14 protein-coding genes, 3 tRNA genes and 1 pseudogene are annotated in these 18,442 nt (G+C 22.2%); 15 read left to right on the forward strand and 3 right to left on the reverse strand.

Translation table 11 applies throughout. The features are described 5' to 3' along the window. Positions 1–487 precede the first annotated feature (487 nt). The 5 genes and pseudogenes from htpX to AB4W77_RS01440 all read left to right on the forward strand — a co-directional run bounded on the left by htpX (position 488) and on the right by AB4W77_RS01440 (position 6,422). Positions 488–1,366, forward strand: coding sequence for a protease HtpX (gene htpX / locus AB4W77_RS01420; protein WP_367681246.1), 879 nt, complete (start codon positions 488–490; stop codon positions 1,364–1,366). A 694-nt stretch (positions 1,367–2,060) separates the two neighbouring features. Next, positions 2,061–3,635 (forward strand): TerC family protein, encoded by a 1,575-nt coding sequence (locus AB4W77_RS01425; protein WP_367681247.1) that lies wholly within the window; start codon positions 2,061–2,063, stop codon positions 3,633–3,635. A 78-nt stretch (positions 3,636–3,713) separates the two neighbouring features. Next, positions 3,714–4,370, forward strand: a complete 657-nt coding sequence (gene tsaB / locus AB4W77_RS01430) for a tRNA (adenosine(37)-N6)-threonylcarbamoyltransferase complex dimerization subunit type 1 TsaB (RefSeq protein ID WP_367681248.1) — start codon at positions 3,714–3,716, stop codon at positions 4,368–4,370. 1,021 nt (positions 4,371–5,391) lie between these two features. Next, positions 5,392–5,834: pseudogene (locus tag AB4W77_RS01435) on the forward strand (16S rRNA methyltransferase); the annotation flags it as partial. 81 nt (positions 5,835–5,915) lie between these two features. After that, a complete protein-coding gene (locus AB4W77_RS01440; protein WP_367681679.1) occupies positions 5,916–6,422 on the forward strand; it encodes a methyltransferase in 507 nt (168 codons plus the stop codon). 21 nt (positions 6,423–6,443) lie between these two features. On the opposite strand, the gene AB4W77_RS01445 is transcribed toward AB4W77_RS01440, so the two are convergent. Beyond that, positions 6,444–6,527, reverse strand: a tRNA-Leu gene (locus AB4W77_RS01445). Positions 6,528–6,555: 28 nt separating this feature from the next. Next, positions 6,556–6,626 (reverse strand) — tRNA-Cys (locus AB4W77_RS01450). A gap of 198 nt (positions 6,627–6,824) precedes the next feature. On the opposite strand from AB4W77_RS01450, the gene AB4W77_RS01455 reads away from it, so the two are divergent. The 10 genes from AB4W77_RS01455 (at position 6,825) to AB4W77_RS01500 (ending at position 14,819) form a co-directional block, all read left to right on the forward strand. Then, positions 6,825–6,912: transfer RNA gene (locus tag AB4W77_RS01455), tRNA-Ser, on the forward strand. Between the two features lie 1,119 nt (positions 6,913–8,031). Continuing rightward, complete coding sequence (gene flgB / locus AB4W77_RS01460) at positions 8,032–8,445, forward strand: flagellar basal body rod protein FlgB (protein WP_367681249.1); 414 nt, start codon at positions 8,032–8,034, stop codon at positions 8,443–8,445. A gap of 2 nt (positions 8,446–8,447) precedes the next feature. Next, positions 8,448–8,858 (forward strand): flagellar basal body rod protein FlgC, encoded by a 411-nt coding sequence (flgC, locus tag AB4W77_RS01465; RefSeq protein WP_367681250.1) that lies wholly within the window; start codon positions 8,448–8,450, stop codon positions 8,856–8,858. Between the two features lie 15 nt (positions 8,859–8,873). Then, a complete protein-coding gene (locus AB4W77_RS01470; protein WP_367681251.1) occupies positions 8,874–9,557 on the forward strand; it encodes a flagellar hook assembly protein FlgD in 684 nt (227 codons plus the stop codon). 33 nt (positions 9,558–9,590) lie between these two features. After that, complete coding sequence (locus AB4W77_RS01475) at positions 9,591–10,808, forward strand: flagellar hook protein FlgE (RefSeq protein ID WP_367681252.1); 1,218 nt, start codon at positions 9,591–9,593, stop codon at positions 10,806–10,808. Between the two features lie 20 nt (positions 10,809–10,828). Further along, on the forward strand, positions 10,829–11,599 hold the full coding sequence (locus tag AB4W77_RS01480) for a flagellar basal body rod protein FlgF (RefSeq protein ID WP_367681253.1): 771 nt from the start codon (positions 10,829–10,831) through the stop codon (positions 11,597–11,599). A gap of 23 nt (positions 11,600–11,622) precedes the next feature. After that, positions 11,623–12,405, forward strand: a complete 783-nt coding sequence (gene flgG / locus AB4W77_RS01485) for a flagellar basal-body rod protein FlgG (protein WP_367681254.1) — start codon at positions 11,623–11,625, stop codon at positions 12,403–12,405. 66 nt (positions 12,406–12,471) lie between these two features. Further along, positions 12,472–13,179, forward strand: a complete 708-nt coding sequence (locus AB4W77_RS01490) for a flagellar basal body L-ring protein FlgH (RefSeq protein WP_367681255.1) — start codon at positions 12,472–12,474, stop codon at positions 13,177–13,179. A 184-nt stretch (positions 13,180–13,363) separates the two neighbouring features. Beyond that, positions 13,364–14,476: a flagellar basal body P-ring protein FlgI gene (locus AB4W77_RS01495; RefSeq protein WP_367681256.1), complete on the forward strand. Its 1,113-nt coding sequence runs from the start codon at positions 13,364–13,366 to the stop codon at positions 14,474–14,476. A gap of 16 nt (positions 14,477–14,492) precedes the next feature. Beyond that, complete coding sequence (locus tag AB4W77_RS01500) at positions 14,493–14,819, forward strand: rod-binding protein (protein ID WP_367681257.1); 327 nt, start codon at positions 14,493–14,495, stop codon at positions 14,817–14,819. Positions 14,820–14,983: 164 nt separating this feature from the next. Here the strand turns inward: AB4W77_RS01500 and rne are convergent, their stop codons facing one another. Beyond that, positions 14,984–18,046, reverse strand: coding sequence for a ribonuclease E (rne, locus tag AB4W77_RS01505; protein WP_367681258.1), 3,063 nt, complete (start codon positions 18,044–18,046; stop codon positions 14,984–14,986). Positions 18,047–18,442 lie beyond the last annotated feature (396 nt).

Consider the following 18,442-nt stretch of genomic DNA (forward strand, 5'->3'; position numbering starts at 1 on the left):
TTTTATAATATTATTAATTTCATTTATTAAAAATTAATTTTATCGAATAATAAAAAGTATACATTTTATTATTTTAAATTTTATATAAAAATAGATTTTATTTATTAATATTAAATGAATTTAATATTCAGTATTAAAATAAATAATTATATTTTTTTAATTAAAAACTTTTTAAAAAACTAAATAATAATTTATATTTCAATATTTTAAAAAATATTTATTTTTATAAATAAATTTGTAATATAAAATTTATATTTTAATATTTTTTTAAATATACTAAAATATAAAAAAATAAAAATGTTATAATAAAAAACTTTTAGTAGATGTTAAAATATTTTTTAAATATAAAATTTAAATAAAATTTATTTCAATTAATAGAAATTAAATTATTTTTTATTAAATTAAATTTATTAATAAAAAATAATTTTTTATAAATATATAAATAATTTTTAATAATACTTATTTTACGAATTAAAGGAAAAATATTATGATGCGTATTATTCTTTTTATGTTAACTAATTTATCCGTTATGTTCATATTTGGAATAATCCTTAGTCTTACAGGAATTCAATCTCATAGTATATATGGTTTAATAATTGTATCTGGATTATTCGGATTTGGAGGTTCTATATTTTCATTACTTTTATCAAAATGGATAGCTTTACGATCTGTTAATGGAAAAATCATTCATTATCCATCAAATGAAAGTGAAATATGGTTAACTAAAACAGTGCATCAACAAGCTAAAAAAATGGGGCTTGTACCACCAGAAATAGCTATTTATGATGCTTTAGATATGAATGCTTTTGCTACAGGACCTCGTCGTAATTCTTCTTTAATTGCCGTTTCTACTGGATTATTAAAAAATATGACTCAGGAAGAAGCTGAAGCAGTAATTGCACATGAAATTAGCCATATTGCTAATGGTGATATGGTTACCATGACTTTAGTACAAGGAGTAGTAAATACGTTTGTGATTTTTATATCACGTATTATTGCTCAATCAGTTACTTCCATTATATCTGGAAGCAAAGAAGAAAATGATTTCAAAAATGGTCATTCTTTGATATATTTTATAACTTATATAGTATTAGAATTAATATTTGGAATGTTTGCCAGTATTATTACTATGTGGTTTTCACGTTACCGAGAATTTCATGCTGATGCAGGATCAGCTAAATTAGTTGGTCGCAATAAGATGATTGCTGCTCTAGAAAGATTAAAAATGAGTTATGAACCTAACGAATCAAGTAGTATCCTTGCTTTTTGTATCAACGGAAAAAATAAATCAATAATAAATTTATTTATGTCTCATCCTCCATTAAATAAAAGAATTGAAGCATTATATAATAATTTGTATTTATAAAAATATTATAGAAAATATATTGGTATCAAATATAATAATATATTATATATAATGTTAAAATTAATAGTTTTTAAAAAATACATTTATTACTTATAGTAATAACACTACGTATAATGAAATTAAGTTGTTTATTAATTTCATTATACTTCCTTAATTTTATTCTATTGTATTTCAAATTAAAATATTTTATACTAAATTTTTAAAAATTTTTTATTTTAAATGTTATTTAAAATTAAGAAAAATAAAATTTAAAATAGTATATTTAAAATAAAATACAGAAATTTTACTTAAACAAGATTAGAACATTATTTCTAATCAAATTAGAATGTATTTTTTACTGTAATTGTTTTAAAGAAAATTATTATGTTAAAAATATGAAATACAATACATTATTTTATAAATAAAATTTTATTTTTTAACAATATTTTAAAATGTACACAATAAACGTTTTATTTCAGATAAATTATTAATTTTATATAATTTTCATAAAAAATTCAATTATTTTTATATATATAAATAAAATATATATTATACATGAAAATAAAAATATCTTTATATTTTTCTAAAGTTATCATTAATAAAAAATATTCTTTTATTGACAAAAAATATTTTTACATCTTATATTCCTTTACTTAATTTTTTCTTATTAATTATACTAAATAGTATACTGTTTTATTTTTCCATGGAGTTTTTAATGGAATTTCTTTTAGATCCAGCTACCTGGGTTGGATTATTTACACTTATTGTATTAGAAGTAGTACTGGGCATTGATAATTTGATATTTATAGCTATTTTAGTAGAAAAATTACCCGTATATCAACGAGATAAAGCGCGTTTATTAGGAATCAGTTTTACTTTATTTATACGTTTGATATTGTTATCACTAATATCTTGGATGGTATCATTAAGATCTATATTAATTTCTAATCAATACTTAATACTTTCAGGACGAGATCTAATTTTATTATTTGGAGGTTTTTTTTTACTGTTTAAAGCAACTATAGAATTACATGAAAGATTAGAAAATCATCCCGAAGAAAATATACATAATAAAAATTGTGCTAATTTTTGGATTGTAGTTATTCAAATAGTATTATTAGATGCTATTTTTTCATTAGACGCTGTAATAACTGCGGTTGGTATGGTTAATAACTTGATAATTATGATGACAGCAGTAATGATAGCTACAGGTTTAATGTTGCTAATGTCAAAATCTCTCACCAGATTCGTTAATCTACACCAAACTGTTGTGGTATTATGTTTGAGTTTCCTTCTCATGATAGGATTAAGTTTAGTTTCAGAAGCATTAGGATTTAAAATACCTAAAGGATATTTATACGCAGCAATAGGATTTTCAATTTTAATTGAATTATTTAATCAAATTGCACGTCGTAATTTTTTACGTCATCAATCTTGTCGTCCCATGAGACAAAGAGCAGCTGAAGCTATTTTTCGTTTAATTGTTAGAGAACAAAAAAATAATGCAATTAAAATATTAAATAAACAAAAAGATAAAAAAATATCTTATAAATCAATATCTGAAACAGAATCTTTTAAAGACGAAGAAAGATACATGATAAACGGTGTACTAACACTTGCTGCACGTTCTATTAGAAGTATTATGACTCCAAGAAGAGAAATATCATGGGTTAATGTAGATCAAGATATGAATAATATTAGATTACAATTACTCGATACTCCTCATAGTTTATTCCCAGTATGTAAAAACGAATTAGATGAAATTATTGGTATAGTAAGAGCAAAAGAATTATTAGTAGCTATAGACCGAGAAATAGACGTAACTACATTTGCATCTAAAACACCTCCTATCATTATTCCCGAAACTTTAGATCCTATTAATTTGTTGGGAGTTTTAAGACGAGCTAAAGGTAGTTTAGTAATAGTTACCAATGAATTTGGAGTTATTCAAGGATTAATTACTCCAGTAGACATGTTAGAAGCCATTGCTGGAGAATTTCCAGACGAAGATGAAACACCAGAAGTAATAGTAGAAGAAAATAGTTGGTTAGTCAAAGGAAGCACTGATTTACATTCTTTACAACAATTGTTAAATACCGAAAAATTAATACAAAATAAAAATTCTTATGCATCTTTAGCTGGTTTGTTAATTGCACAAAAAGGTCAATTACCCTTGACAGGAGAAACTATTTACATTGCTCCTTTACATTTTTATATCGTAGAAGCCTCACAATATCGTATTAACCTCGTTCGTGTAACAAAAGATAAAGAAATCAATGAATGTAATTAAATAGAATATTTACTGATACAATCATATAAAAATATGATCAGTTAAAATTATAACTTTTCAAAAATTTTCGAGAAAAATATGTTTAAAAAAATATTAGCAATTGATACGTCCATGGACGGATGTTCCGTATCCTTATTGAAAAATAACTTTATCACAAATAAATTTAAATTATGTAAAAAAAAACATACAGAAATAATTTTACCTATGATTGAAAAAATTTTAAATACTTGTTGCATAAAAATTAATGAACTTAATGCGATAGCTTGTTCTAAAGGACCTGGTAACTTCACAGGAATTCGGCTTGCTATTTGTATTGCACAAGCAATGGCTTTGCAAAAAAAAATACCTTTGATAGGTGTGTCGACTTTTGCTAGTATGGCAGAACAAGCTTGGAGAAAATACGCTACAAAAAAAGTGCTTATTGCTTTCGATGCAAAAAAAAAGGGGATTTATTGGGCTGAATATGTTAGAAACAATAATGGAATATGGGAAGGAGAAAATACAGAAATATGTTTAAAAACGGAACATGTAAATACTAAAATTAATAAATTATCTGGATCATGGACAACTGTCGGTAACGGATGGAAAAAAATTAATTTTAAAAATACAAAAAAAATAAATTTAATTTCTACAGAGATTGTTTTACCTCATGCTAAAGATATTATCACTTTTACCAATTTGTTATTAAAAAAGAATAATAGTTTAATATTCGAAAACATAGTACCCATATATTAAAATAATATCGTGAAGTATATCTGAAAATTGAAATTAATATCATGAAAATACAATATCTGTAATTCCGAATTAGATATATTTTTAGATTAATATATCAAACATCAATTTTTAGATGATTATTTTAAAATAATGTTAATTTTTTTATGTTTATTTTATAAACAAAAAATATTTTATTTTTTATTCTTTTAATTATATTATCACAATATATAATATTTTTTAAGAAATGTTATAAATTACATAATATAATACTTTTTTATTTAATTTTATAACTATCTTTAAACTATTTTTTATAAAAAATATAACTTTATTTTAATTTTTTTAGATGTAAAAACATAAAGATTTTTCTGATAAAACTATTAATAATGTAAAATTATTCATATTTATATTCTACATAAATATTATTTCTTTAAAAAATAAAATATTCATAAATTAAAAAATAAATTTTTATGTAAAAATTAAATTTTATATTCATCAATTTCATTTGTTTTAATTAAATGAATATCATTGAATAAAAAAATATTAAATATTACCAATATAAATATTAATAAAAAATCATTTTTAATTCTTAATACAATAAATTAACTTCAATAAATAACGTCATTATTTAATAATTTTAAAATAAAAACATACAAATCTAATAATGTAAAAATAAAAAATTATTTTTTTTATCTAAAAACATAAATTTAAAATTTTAATATATTACCCATTAATTTTTATATTAATAGCAATACATATAATCTATACAGATTTTTATAAAATGTTTTTAAATTTAAATTATTTTTTTTTAAAAATATGATCTAAGCAAGTTACATATTTATTCCTTTTATTTATAAAATTTATTTATTATTAAAATATTTTATAATTTTATTATTTTCATTATATTTCTATATAAAAATTATATTTTTATGCACATTCAACCTAATAATGAGAATATTAAATTTTTAAAAAATAAATTTTTATTTAAAAAATAAAAAATAACAGTTCAATATGAACTATAAATTTTTTTAATTTATTTATATATATGAATTATAAGGAGCTTATTATTTTTAATCTTACTCAATCAAGTAAATTAATTTCAAAAAATCATTTTCTTTTTACTAATAAAAAAATAATTTTCTCAGGAAATATACAAGATCAAATTCCTTTTTATATCGAAACGATCTCAACCATAGTTTTTACAAATATGTATGATACTTATAAAAAATTAAGTTTTCTAAAAAGAAAAAAAATATTTTACTCAATTTTTCTTAATAAAAAAATTATTTTACAATTTGATACCTTAATATATTTTTGGCCTAAAAATAAATCAGAAGCAAAATTTCAGTTAGAATATTTATTTTCAATTTTAAAAAAAAAACTAATGTTTTTATAGTAGGAGAAAATTGTAGTGGAGTTAAAAGTTCAATATTAATGTTAAAAAATTGGATTATGTTAAAAAAAATTGATACAGCTAAACATGCTATACTTCTTTATGGAAGTTTAAATGAAAATTCATACTTTCAATTAAAAAATTACTTTAATAATCATACATTACAAAATTATAAAATAAAAACTTTACCAAGTGTATTTGGACATAAAAAAATAGATGCAGGTAGTAAATTACTTATTTCTACTTTTACTGATAAGATGAGAGGAAATATATTAGATTTAGGAACAGGTTCAGGAATTCTATCTATATTATTAGACAATATATCAAAAAAAATTCATTTGACTTTAACAGATATTAATCTTATTGCTTTATTATCATGTAAAATAAACTTATACCATCATAACATTAACGGTAATATATTATCCAGTAATTTATACAATGATATAAACAAGAGATTTGATATAATAATTAGTAATCCTCCAATACACAGAGATTTAAAAATATCTTTTAAGACAATAATAAATATGATTAAAAATTCCGTAAATTATTTAACAAAAAAAGGAGAATTAAGATTTGTTACAAATACATTTTTATCATTTGATAGGATATTAAATGATACCTTTAATGAATATACTATATTAAAAAAAAATAAATATTTTAAAGTTTACCAAGCTATTGTTTAATTTTTATATCAAACATATTTATACCCGGAGCGGGACTTGAACCCGCAAAGCTGTTACGCCGAGGGATTTTAAATCCCTTGTGTTTACCAATTTCACCATCCGGGCATATATATTTCTATTTTTTATTATTTTTAGGCGTATCCCGGAATTGAACCGAGTTTTACGGATTTGCAATCCGCTGCATCACCAATCTGCCAATACGCCTAAATATTAGTAATGTTTTGAAAATATATATAAAATTTCAAATTTATTATATCTAAATGATATAGTATTTACAATACTATTTAAATAGTATTTATAAAAATATTTTATTGATTTTTTATTTTACTTTAGTAAAATGTTATTACTATTTTTAATAGTATGATATACTTTTGAATAAGAAATATTTAAATTAATTGTTTTGGAGGAGTGGCCGAGTGGTTTAAGGCAGCGGTCTTGAAAACCGCCGATGAGAAATTATCCGAGAGTTCGAATCTCTCCTCCTCCTCCAAAGTAATATTGTAAAATAACAAATGAATTATTAAAAAATTAAATTAAATAATGTTTAATACTATTAAAAAATAAAAATATATTTTAATAAAATTATGTTAATTAACTTTATTTACTTAATAAATAAAATTTATTCAATTTAACACAATATATTAAATAATTTTAAAAAATAAATATTATATCAATAAATTTTTTAAAATGATGAAATTAGAAAAAATATAAAATAATTGACACTTGACTAATTTTAAAATTATATCAAATATAAAAATTATATGATATTGACAAATATGCACTAATTTAAATTTTATTTTATGTAAACAAAAAAATTACTGAGAAACGAAAGTAATTTAATTAACAATAAGTCAGTAATTTTTAATTAATAAAAATGTTTCATATAATACTAAAATGTTTTACATAGAATTATTTTCTATCTGAAATTTAATATATTTTATTTCATAAAGCATATTATAAAAATACCAAGATAAATACTCTTATTTTTTAATATATTGAATTAAAAAATTAAATAAAAAATTACTTTTTAAAATACTATAATTTTAAATTTATATATTTAACATATTCTTTATATATAAAAATTTTTATAAATATTATCATGACACATGATAAATATTTTTATCATGTAAATAAATAAGCAATTTTTTATAACAATTATAACATTTAAAAATAATATGTAGTATTATATATAATACTTGATATCTAAATCATAAAAAAATAAGATGTATTGTATTAATAATTTTTTTAAATAAGCAAATTTATTATTTTAGAACATATCTATTTTTTTATATTTATTGATTTTTAATAAAAAATATATAAAAATAAAAAAGTTGGAATAATAACGTATTATTTAAATTTATAAAAATTATTTTTAAAAATTAAAATACAATTTTATTTGTAAGGATAATATTCATATATAAAAATATTGATAAAATATCTATTTTTTAAAATATAAGGAAAATAGATATATATTGGTGTTTAACAAAAATTTTTGTTTTTTTATAAAAATAGATATTTTATTTTTCTATATTATTTAATTTTACATAACAATTTTCAATTTTAATTTTTAATTAGTATAATATTGCGATAAAAAAATCGGGAATATAATATGTTTGATAAAATCAATAATTTATTTGAAAACAGTAAAAATTTTTTAAATTTAGCAGCTTATCAACAAAAAATAATATCGTCTAATATAGCAAATTCTGATACTCCTAATTATCATCCTTTAAATATAGATTTAAAAAAAGAAATTAATACTATTCTAGATAATAAAATAAGAAAACAACAACAAATATCTTTGTTAAAAACATCTACAAAACATTTTTCTTCAAACAGAAAAAATAAAGTTGCATTTAATATCTTCTCTAAACATTATGAAAAATTAAACTTTAAAAAAAATAATTTAGATATTAATCAAGAACGTATAAAATTTATAAAAAATGCTTTACAGTATCAATCTCAAATAAATTTTTTAACGTTTGAAATAAAAAATATTACCAATACCATACTCGGACAATGAAAATGTCATTATTAAATATCTTTAATATTGCAGGTTCTGCAATGACTGCACAAGCAATAAAAATGAATGTTCATGCTAACAATCTAGCTAACATAGATAGTATTATTAATAAAAACGGTAAATTTTATCCATATATTGCGAAACAAGTAATTCTAAAACAAAAAAATAATTTTGAAGACAATATAGGAGAAATTGAAATCGATAAAATTATAGAAGATCCTAGTCCTTGTAAATTAATATACAGTCCTAATAATCCTATGGCTGACGAAAAAGGCTATATACGTACATCTAATGTAAATGTTATTACAGAAATGGTAAATAGTATATCTACTGCACGTAGTTATCAAGCTAATGTAGAAATTGTAAATACAGTAAAATTTATGATTATGAAAACACTTAATATTGGTCAATAAAATAGGAAAAATAAAATGAACTCTTCAATAAAATTTTACACAAAACCTCAAATACCTACTGTTAATATAGATACCGATAAAAATTTATCAAGAAAAAACAATCGTATTAACTTAAAAAATGATTTTTTAAATATATTCTTAGCACAAATAAAAAATCAAGATCCAACTAATCCTTTAAAAAATAATGATTTAACATCTCAATTAGCACAAATAAACATAAATAACGGTATTGAAAAAATTAATTATAAACTATCTAGTATTACTAAAGATATTAATAATCAAATATCATTTAAAGCTTCTAAATTAATCGGACATGGTATTTTATTCCCTAATTCTACAATTAAATATAGCAATAAACAAGATACCATTTTTGGTGTATATTTACCTAAAGATATCTCATCTGCTGAAATAGTAATCAGTGACAGAGACGGAAGAATGTTATTCTTTAAAAATTTAAGAAATTTAAAATCTGGTGTATATGATTTTACTTGGAATGACATTAGCAATAATAGCAAAAAAATAAATAACGAAACATATCATCTTGCTATATATGCTAGAAATAAAAATGAAAATATATCCTGCGAACCATTGGGATACGGAGTAGTACACGGTATCATTAATCTTAAAAATAAAAAACAAATGATTGATTTAGGAGAATCAGGAATAATAGAATTAGAAAACATTCGTAAAATTTTTTAATCAATTATAAAACACCGTAATTAAGGAAATAAAATGGGACTATTACAAGCTATTAGCGGATTAAATGCTGCTAATACTGCAATGGATATCATCAGTGACAATATTTCTAATGCTTCTACTATTGGATTTAAATCTAAAAGTATTGTGTTTGCTGATTTAACTAGTAGAAGAAATCAAACAAACAAAACAGAAGGCATGGGTGTTGATATTTTAAAAAAAAAATCTAATGTCGACACTGGAGAAATTTTTTTTACTAACAGAAATTTAGATTTAAATATAAACAAAAATGGTTTTTTTCGTTTATTAGCAGAAAACGGTTCTGTTTATTATACTAGGAATGGTCATTTTTATATAGATAAAAAACACCATATTGTTAATTCAGCTGGTATGAGTCTTACAGGATATTCTATAGATAATTATTACCTAAAATTTGGTAATAATTATTCTAATTTACGTCCTATTGATTTATCTAATCATACTAAAATAACTGGTCAACCCACTACTATCTTAAAACTTTTTGTTACGTTAAATCCTCATGATAAAATAAAGATAAAAAAAGAATTCAATACACAAATATCCACTACCTATAACCATAAATTAAAAACAAGAATTATAGATTCTTTCGGAAAAAAAAGATTTATAAACTTTTATTTTGTAAAAACTGCGAATAAAATATGGGATATTTATCCATTAGAACAAAATAAAAATAAAAAAATAACACCATTTAAGATAGAATTTGATAACAATGGAAATATTATTTCCGATAAAATACTAAAAATGGACATAAAACTAAATAACAATGGAAAAGAAGAAAAAATTTTACTAAATTTAGAAACAACATTACAAAAAAAAGTAACAGACAAAAAAAATTACTTTTCTCATAATGGATATACAAAAGGAATTATTCAAAATTATAAAATCGAAAATAACGGAATGATTTACGGTATTTACTCTAATCAAAAAAAAATTCCATTAAGTAACATTGTATTATCTAATTTTACTAATGCTGAAAATTTAAAATCGGAAGGTAACGGAATTTTTTCTAAAAATGAAATGTCTGGTATAGAAACAACAGGTACACCCAGTAGTCTTGGATTTGGACAAATAACATGCGGTGGATTAGAAAAATCTAATGTAGATTTAAATAAAGAATTTATAAATATGATTATAGCTCAAAGAAATTATCAATCAAACGTTCAAGTAATTAAAGTAGAAGAGAAAATGTTTAATATCTTAATGAATTTATTATAAATAAATAACAGGATAACGATATGGATAAAACAATATATACCAGTATGTTAACTGCTAATAAAATTTTAGATAAACAAGCAATAATAGCTAACAATTTAGCTAATGCATCTACTCTTGGTTTCAAAGAACAATTAATTTTCCAAACGTCATCATTAGTAAACAATTCACAATCATTGATTAATAAACAAATTTTATCAGAAAATAATTATCCTTATTCTAATTTTTCTTCAGGACCTATAAATTATACAAAAAGAGATTTAGATTTATGCATTAAAGGAAACGGATGGTTTGTAATACAAGATCACAATGCTAAAAATAAAGAAGGATATACTAGAAACGGACATTTTAAAATTAATACCGATGGACAATTAATGATTAATAATCATCTAGTTGTAGGTAAATTAGGAATTATTTCATTAAAAAAAAATAAAAAAGTTTCCATATCCTCATCGGGTATAATTAATTATATCGATTTTGAAAAAGAAAAAATGAAACAAAATATTATTGGAAAATTAAAATTAGTCAATCCTAATCCTAAATATTTAGAAAGAGGGAATGGTGGTATATTTTATCTAAATAAAAAAGGATTAAAAAAATGGGAAAATCACATACCTGACGATAAAAATATCAAATTAAATAAAGGAATGTTAGAAGATAGCAATGTTAATCTAAATGAAAATTTAATTAATATGATTTCAAATGAAAGACATTTTTCTATAGAAATGAAAATAATCTCCACTTCTGATGAAAATATACAACGTGCAAATCAATTACTAAATATTAATAATTAACTAAAATAAGGATGTAATAAATTATGATTCCTTCTTTATGGATAGCAAAAACTGGATTAGATTCTCAACAAACTAACATGAACGTTATTTCTAATAATTTAGCTAATGTTAGCACTAACGGATTTAAAAAATCAAGAGCTATATTTGAAGATCTGATTTATCAAAACTTACGACAACCTGGTTCTGATTCATCAGGAGATACAATTTTACCTTCAGGTTTACAATTAGGAACAGGAGTAAGACCGGTATCTACAGAACGTATTCATAGTCAAGGTAACCTTTCTAAAACTGATTCATCAAAAGATATTGCAATTAATGGTCAAGGTTTTTTTCAAGTTCAACTACCAGATGGTAATTTAGCTTATACCAGAGATGGTTCCTTTCAAATTAATCAAAGTGGTCAATTAGTAACTAATAGTGGATTTCCTATCTTACCTAGTATAAATTTACCGACAAATACTATTGATTTAACTGTTAGTCGAGATGGTATTGTGGCTGCTAAAGTACAAAATCAAGCTCAACCTGCACAAATAGGACAATTAAATCTAGTTAATTTTATAAATAGTTCTGGACTAGAAAGTATTGGAGAAAATTTATATCAAGAAACTCCGTCTTCAGGTGCTCCTATTGATACTGTGCCAGGTTTTAATGGTACGGGGTTATTATATCAAGGTTATGTAGAAACATCTAATGTTAACGTAGCAGAAGAACTAGTAAACATGATTCAAACACAAAGAGCTTATGAAATTAACAGTAAAGCAATCAATGCTTCTGATCAAATGTTGCAGAAATTATCTCAACTATAATATGTATAAATTTTTAATAAAAAATTATTTTATAAACTAATTTAAAATCATTATAAGGTACTTTTAGTGTTAAATTTATTATTAAAATTTAAATTTTTTCTAGTAATTTTATTATTATTAACATTAAATGGTTGTAGTTCATCATATTTTGCTAATAAAGAAGAAAAGAATATGAAGAATGATCAATTATCTAGTCAAAAATCAATTACAGAAAACAATTCATTACTGAAAGAAATTGCACCTACAAATAATACTTATCATCCTTTATTTGAAGATTATAAACCTAGAAATATAGGAGATACAATTACTGTTATATTACAGGAAAACTTAATTACCAGTAATAAAATGTCTTCTAACATCAGTCGCAACGGAAGCAGTAGTATTGCCATAGGTATACCAAGTCTTGCAGATAGTTTTACGTCTAATCGTGGCAATAAATCAGGATTAGATACATTAGCAAAAAATAATTTTTCTGGAAAAGGAAGTTCATCTGCTCAAAATTCTTTTTTAGGAATTATTACAGTCACTATTAATGAAATACTACCTAACGGTAACTTTAATATTTTTGGAGAAAAGAAAATATCAATTAATCAAGGGAAAGAATGTATTCGTTTTTCTGGAATTGTCAATCCTCGTATAATTTCAAAAAATAACACAATTGTATCTGCTCAAGTTGCTAATGCACATATAGAATATTTTAGTAATAATTATTCAGGAACATCAAATAAAATAGGTTGGTTACAACGTTTTTTATTTAAAATTTCACCAATGTAAATACTAATTAATATCTTGATTAAAACAATCATATCAGATTAACATATACTCAATATTTTTAGAGCTTACTTAAAAAAATGTTAAACATAATTTTTTAGTAAGTCTCTAAAAATTATTGATTTTAAAATTTTTTCTTTATAATCATTACCTTTTATAATCATATTATATATATAAGAGTATATTTATGTTATATTCACTACTTTTAAGATTTATTCTTTTACTTTTTTTAGGAATAAGCTCCACAATATATGCCGATAGAATTAGAGATCTTACAAGTATTCAAGGAACACACGAAAACCTATTAATTGGTTATGGTTTAGTAGTAGGATTAGATGGAACAGGAGATCAAATTATACATGTCCCTTTAACACTACAAACTTTAAATAACATGTTATCTCAATTTGGAATTGACATTCAATCAAACACACGGGTCCAAATTAAAAATATAGCAGCAGTAGTAGTTACAGCAGAGTTACCTAATTTTAGCCATCAAGGACAAAAAATAGATGTTGTCGTGTCGTCTATAGGTGATGCCAAAAGTTTAAAAGGCGGTACATTATTGATGACTCCATTAAAAGGAATAGATAATAAAATTTATGCTATTGCCCAAGGAAATATTTTAATAGGTAGTCATACTAAACAAGATTTTATATATCATCGTCAAAATTACATTAATCAATTAAATGGTGGAAGAATTAGCAATGGGGCAATTATTGAAAAAGAAATAAAAACACAATTTGGTCAAAATAAAAAATTTAATTTACAATTAAATCAGGAAGATTTTACTACCGCTCAATATATCAGCGATGCAATTAATATACACTATCCGAATTCATCTATAGTATTAGACGCTAGAACTATACAACTTAATACATCAGATGATAATAGTATGAAAATACGTATGATCTCCGATATTCAAAATATCAATATTGACCTACCAGAACAAGATGCAAAAGTAATTTTCAATGCTCGTACCGGATCTATTATTATGAACAAAGAAGTAAAATTAGATATATGTGCTATAGCTAATGGAAATGTATCGGTAATTATTAATAAAAAAAATAAAAAAAATAAATCTCATATATTTGTCTTAAACACACAAATAAGATCTACATCCAAAAAAAACAACAAAATAAAATCTATTACTACCAATATAAAATCTGATATTAATAGTGTTAATCTTCATAACATCGTTCACGCGTTAAATCTTTTAGGAACTACACCTGTGGAATTAATGTCAATATTACAAGCTATGAAAAACGCAGGATGTCTTCATGCTAAATTAGAAATTATATAAAAATGGAACAAGTCAAATGGAAAATAAATTTAATTTTTTCATTAACCCTATACGAAATACAGAAAACATAAATATACCTATTATAAAATCAAAAGAAAATATTGAAAAAAATACGTTGAATGCTGCTCAACAAGTTGAAGGATTATTTTTAAATATTATTTTAAAAAGTATCAGAAATAGCGAAATAAAAAATGATTTATTAAATAATGAAACTGAAAGTCTGTATGCAGATATATATGATCAAACCATATCTCAACAAATAAGTAAAAAAGGTTTTGGTTTAGCAAAAATGTTACTAGAACAAATTTTAAAAAAAAATAACTACAATATTGATTATATTTAATAAATTTTTATTAACATATTAAAAATTTATTAAAAAATTATTTTTTCTATTTTTTTATAAAATCTATTTGTATGTATAAAGCATCCCATAATATTTTAAAAAATTAATAAAGAATGATGGGATGCAACGAAAAATATATTAATAATAATTTAATAAATCATAAATTAAACTCGTGTAACAGGAGCGCTTGCGACACTACTTGCAGCATGTCCACCTGCAGCATGTATTGTGTCAGACTGATTTTTATATGATATTACATTATTAACTAATTTTTTTTTTCTATTTTGAATAGATACTGGAATTTTTGTAATTGGAGCACTAGATATACATTTTTTATTTTTATTTTTTTTTAATTTATTAAAATTTTTAGAGATTAAATTGGAAAAACACTCACTTTTTTTATTATCTTTAAATTTTAATTCAATTTTATCTTTTACTTTTTCATAAGATGACGTATTTAATAATGGTTTTTTGGAACAAAATGTAATATTTATATTTTCTTTATCGAATTTTTTTTTTATAATTTTGTTATCTTTTCTGCTATAATTTTTATAAAAAATTGATTTTATTTTATTCTGATAAATAGATATTACATGATTTCTTGATATATCATTATTTTTATTTGCAGGAAATATGTTAAATAAAGATTTTTTATATGTTTTATTCTTATCATTTATTTTTTTACCAGGTATATCTTTTTTATAACTAATCCATACTTTTCCTAAAGTTATTTCTAATGAAGATACACCTGATATAATAAACATAGGATTTTTAAAATAATTCGATTTATTTTTAAAAACACTACAATCATTAGAAAACATTCTTAATTTTAAATATTTAGATTTTTCGAAAATAACATTATTTTTTCTATCTATTCTTTTATGAGATATTTTATATGGTATAGTACTAAAAGTATTTAACTTTACATATTCTTTTTTAAAAGAAATTTTATTTCTTATTTTAGAAAAATAAAATTTAATAATCTTTTTATATAAAACATTATTAATATAATACGTTGTTTGTAAATTGTGCATATTCAAATAAAAATTATTCAAAATTATTTTTTTGAAATATTTTTTCAACGTATTTTTTGGTAAAAAAATTTCTTTTTCAGAACCATCTGATATTATTTTTAATAATTTTTTATTATATTTTACTTTTATATCATAACATTTTGGTTTCAATATTTCATTTAACTTATCTAAGTTACATTGATTTCTAAACATTTTTTTTTCAAAATATTCGTAATATTTTGTTTTTTCTATGTTATAGAAATAATTATTTTTTAAAAAATAATTATTTTTATAAGGAAAACTAGTATTCAATTGTCTCAGTTGAATACTTTCAATTTTATTATCTTCTTCTATATTACATATATGACATTCATCTTTCATTTGATTAATATTTTTCAAATCTTGATCTTTTTTGCTTATTAAATTAATTTTTTTACTTCTTTTTTTTAACAAATTTAAATTAAAATTAAAAAAAGGTGATTTTAACCAAAAAATTATTTTTTCTAATAAATTTGATTTAGATAAAGATGGAGAAATGGGTTTATTTTTTACAGATGTATGAGTTTCTATTTTTTTTTTATTGTTTATTGTTTTTTTTAATAAAAAAGTATTACAAATAGATAATGTAGAAAAAATAGAACTTTTATTCTTTTTTCTATCTACGACTTCTTCAACAGTCCGAATAACACCATTTTTATGAAATTTAGGAAGTCGATAACTAGTAGTTTCTATTTCTTCACCTTTTCTAATACGTAAAACAGAATAATGAGGTGTTTTTATTTGATCATGCGGAATAATAATTGTTTTTCCACCGCTTTGACGTTTTTCAATTGCATTAACAGCTTCTCTTTTTTCATTTAATAAATAACATGCCACTTCTACAGGTACAATAGCATGCACTTCATGGGTATTTTCTTTCAAAGCTTCTTCTTCTATTACCCTTAAAATAGATAAAGATAAAGATTCGTTATCTCTTATCGTACCTGTTCCACTGCATCTAGGGCAAATATGGTAATTTGATTCACCTAAAGAAGGACTAATTCGTTGCCGAGACATTTCTAATAAACCAAATTTAGAAATGTTTCCTATTTGTATTTTAGCACGATCTTGTCTCACAGATTCGCGTAATTGATGTTCAATTTTACGTTGATTACAAACAGGTATCATATCTATAAAATCAATAACTATTAAACCTCCTACATCACGTAATCTTAATTGACGAGAAATTTCATCAACAGCTTCAATATTAGTATTTAATGCCGTTTCTTCAATATCAAGACCTTTAGTAGAACGTGCTGAATTTACATCAATAGCTGTTAAAGCTTCTGTTGAATCTATCATAATAGAACCTCCAGAAGGTAATCTAACTTCTCTTTGAAATGCTGAATTAATTTGCGATTCTATTTGATAATGGCTAAATAACGGAATTTCTCCTGTATATAATTTAATTTTATTACTAAAATCAGGACGACCTAATGAAGTAATATGTTGGTGTGCTAATTCTAATATTTTAGGATTATCTATAAGAATTTCTCCAATGTCCGGTCTTAGATAATCTCGAAAAGCACGTACAATTACATTACTTTCTTGATGAATTAAAAAAGGAGCTGAATTTTTCTTTGCAGATTCTTGAATTGTTTTCCAATGTTGTAATCTGAAATTCAAATCCCACTTAAGTGCTGATAAAGATTTACCTAAACCAGCTGTTCTAATAATCAAACCCATGTTATCAGGTAACTTTAGTAAAGATAATGCCAACTTTAATTCAGATCGCTCATTACCTACTATTCTTCTAGAAATACCACCAGCTCGAGGATTGTTAGGTAATAAAACCAAATAACTACCAGCTAAACTAATAAATGTAGTTAATGCAGCACCTTTACTACCTCTTTCTTCTTTATCAATTTGTACAATAATCTCTTGTCCTTCTTTCACAATATCTTTTATATTAGGTTTAGTGAAACATGTATCGTACTTTAAAAAATAGTCTTTAGAAATTTCTTTTAAAGGAAGAAATCCATGTTTTTCAGAACCGTAATCAACAAAAGCAGCTTCTAAACTAGGTTCAATACGAGATATTTTCCCTTTGTAAATATTGGATTTTTTTTGTTCATATCCAGATGTTTCTATATCTAAATCATACAAACGTTGCCCATCTACAAGCGCCACTCTTAACTCTTCTTGTTGGGTTGCATTAATTAACATTCTTTTCATTAGAACATCTCTCGTACTTTCGATAAGTGTTAAAATGGTAGGAAATATAGAAATTAAATAAAAAATAAATTTATATGTCTTCTTTCTAAATTTATTTTTAACATCATAAATAATTATATATAAATAACATTTTTTAAAATTGATTAATTTTTATTCTTTATTACTTTTAATAAATACATATTTTAATTTATATAATACTTTTATTATATAAAATATTCATTTTCATATTTTGATCATCGATCATATTTATAAAGTACAAAAAATAATAATGTTATATTTTCCTTCAATATATAAATACTCATTTTTATATAAAAAATAAATAAATATATTTAATTGACATAAAATATATCAATTAATTATATATTTACTTACATTTTATCACATATGTTTTAAATA

It is taken from the genome of Buchnera aphidicola (Pemphigus immunis) (assembly GCF_964059115.1).
GTDB classification, from domain to species: domain Bacteria; phylum Pseudomonadota; class Gammaproteobacteria; order Enterobacterales; family Enterobacteriaceae; genus Buchnera_C; species Buchnera_C aphidicola_C.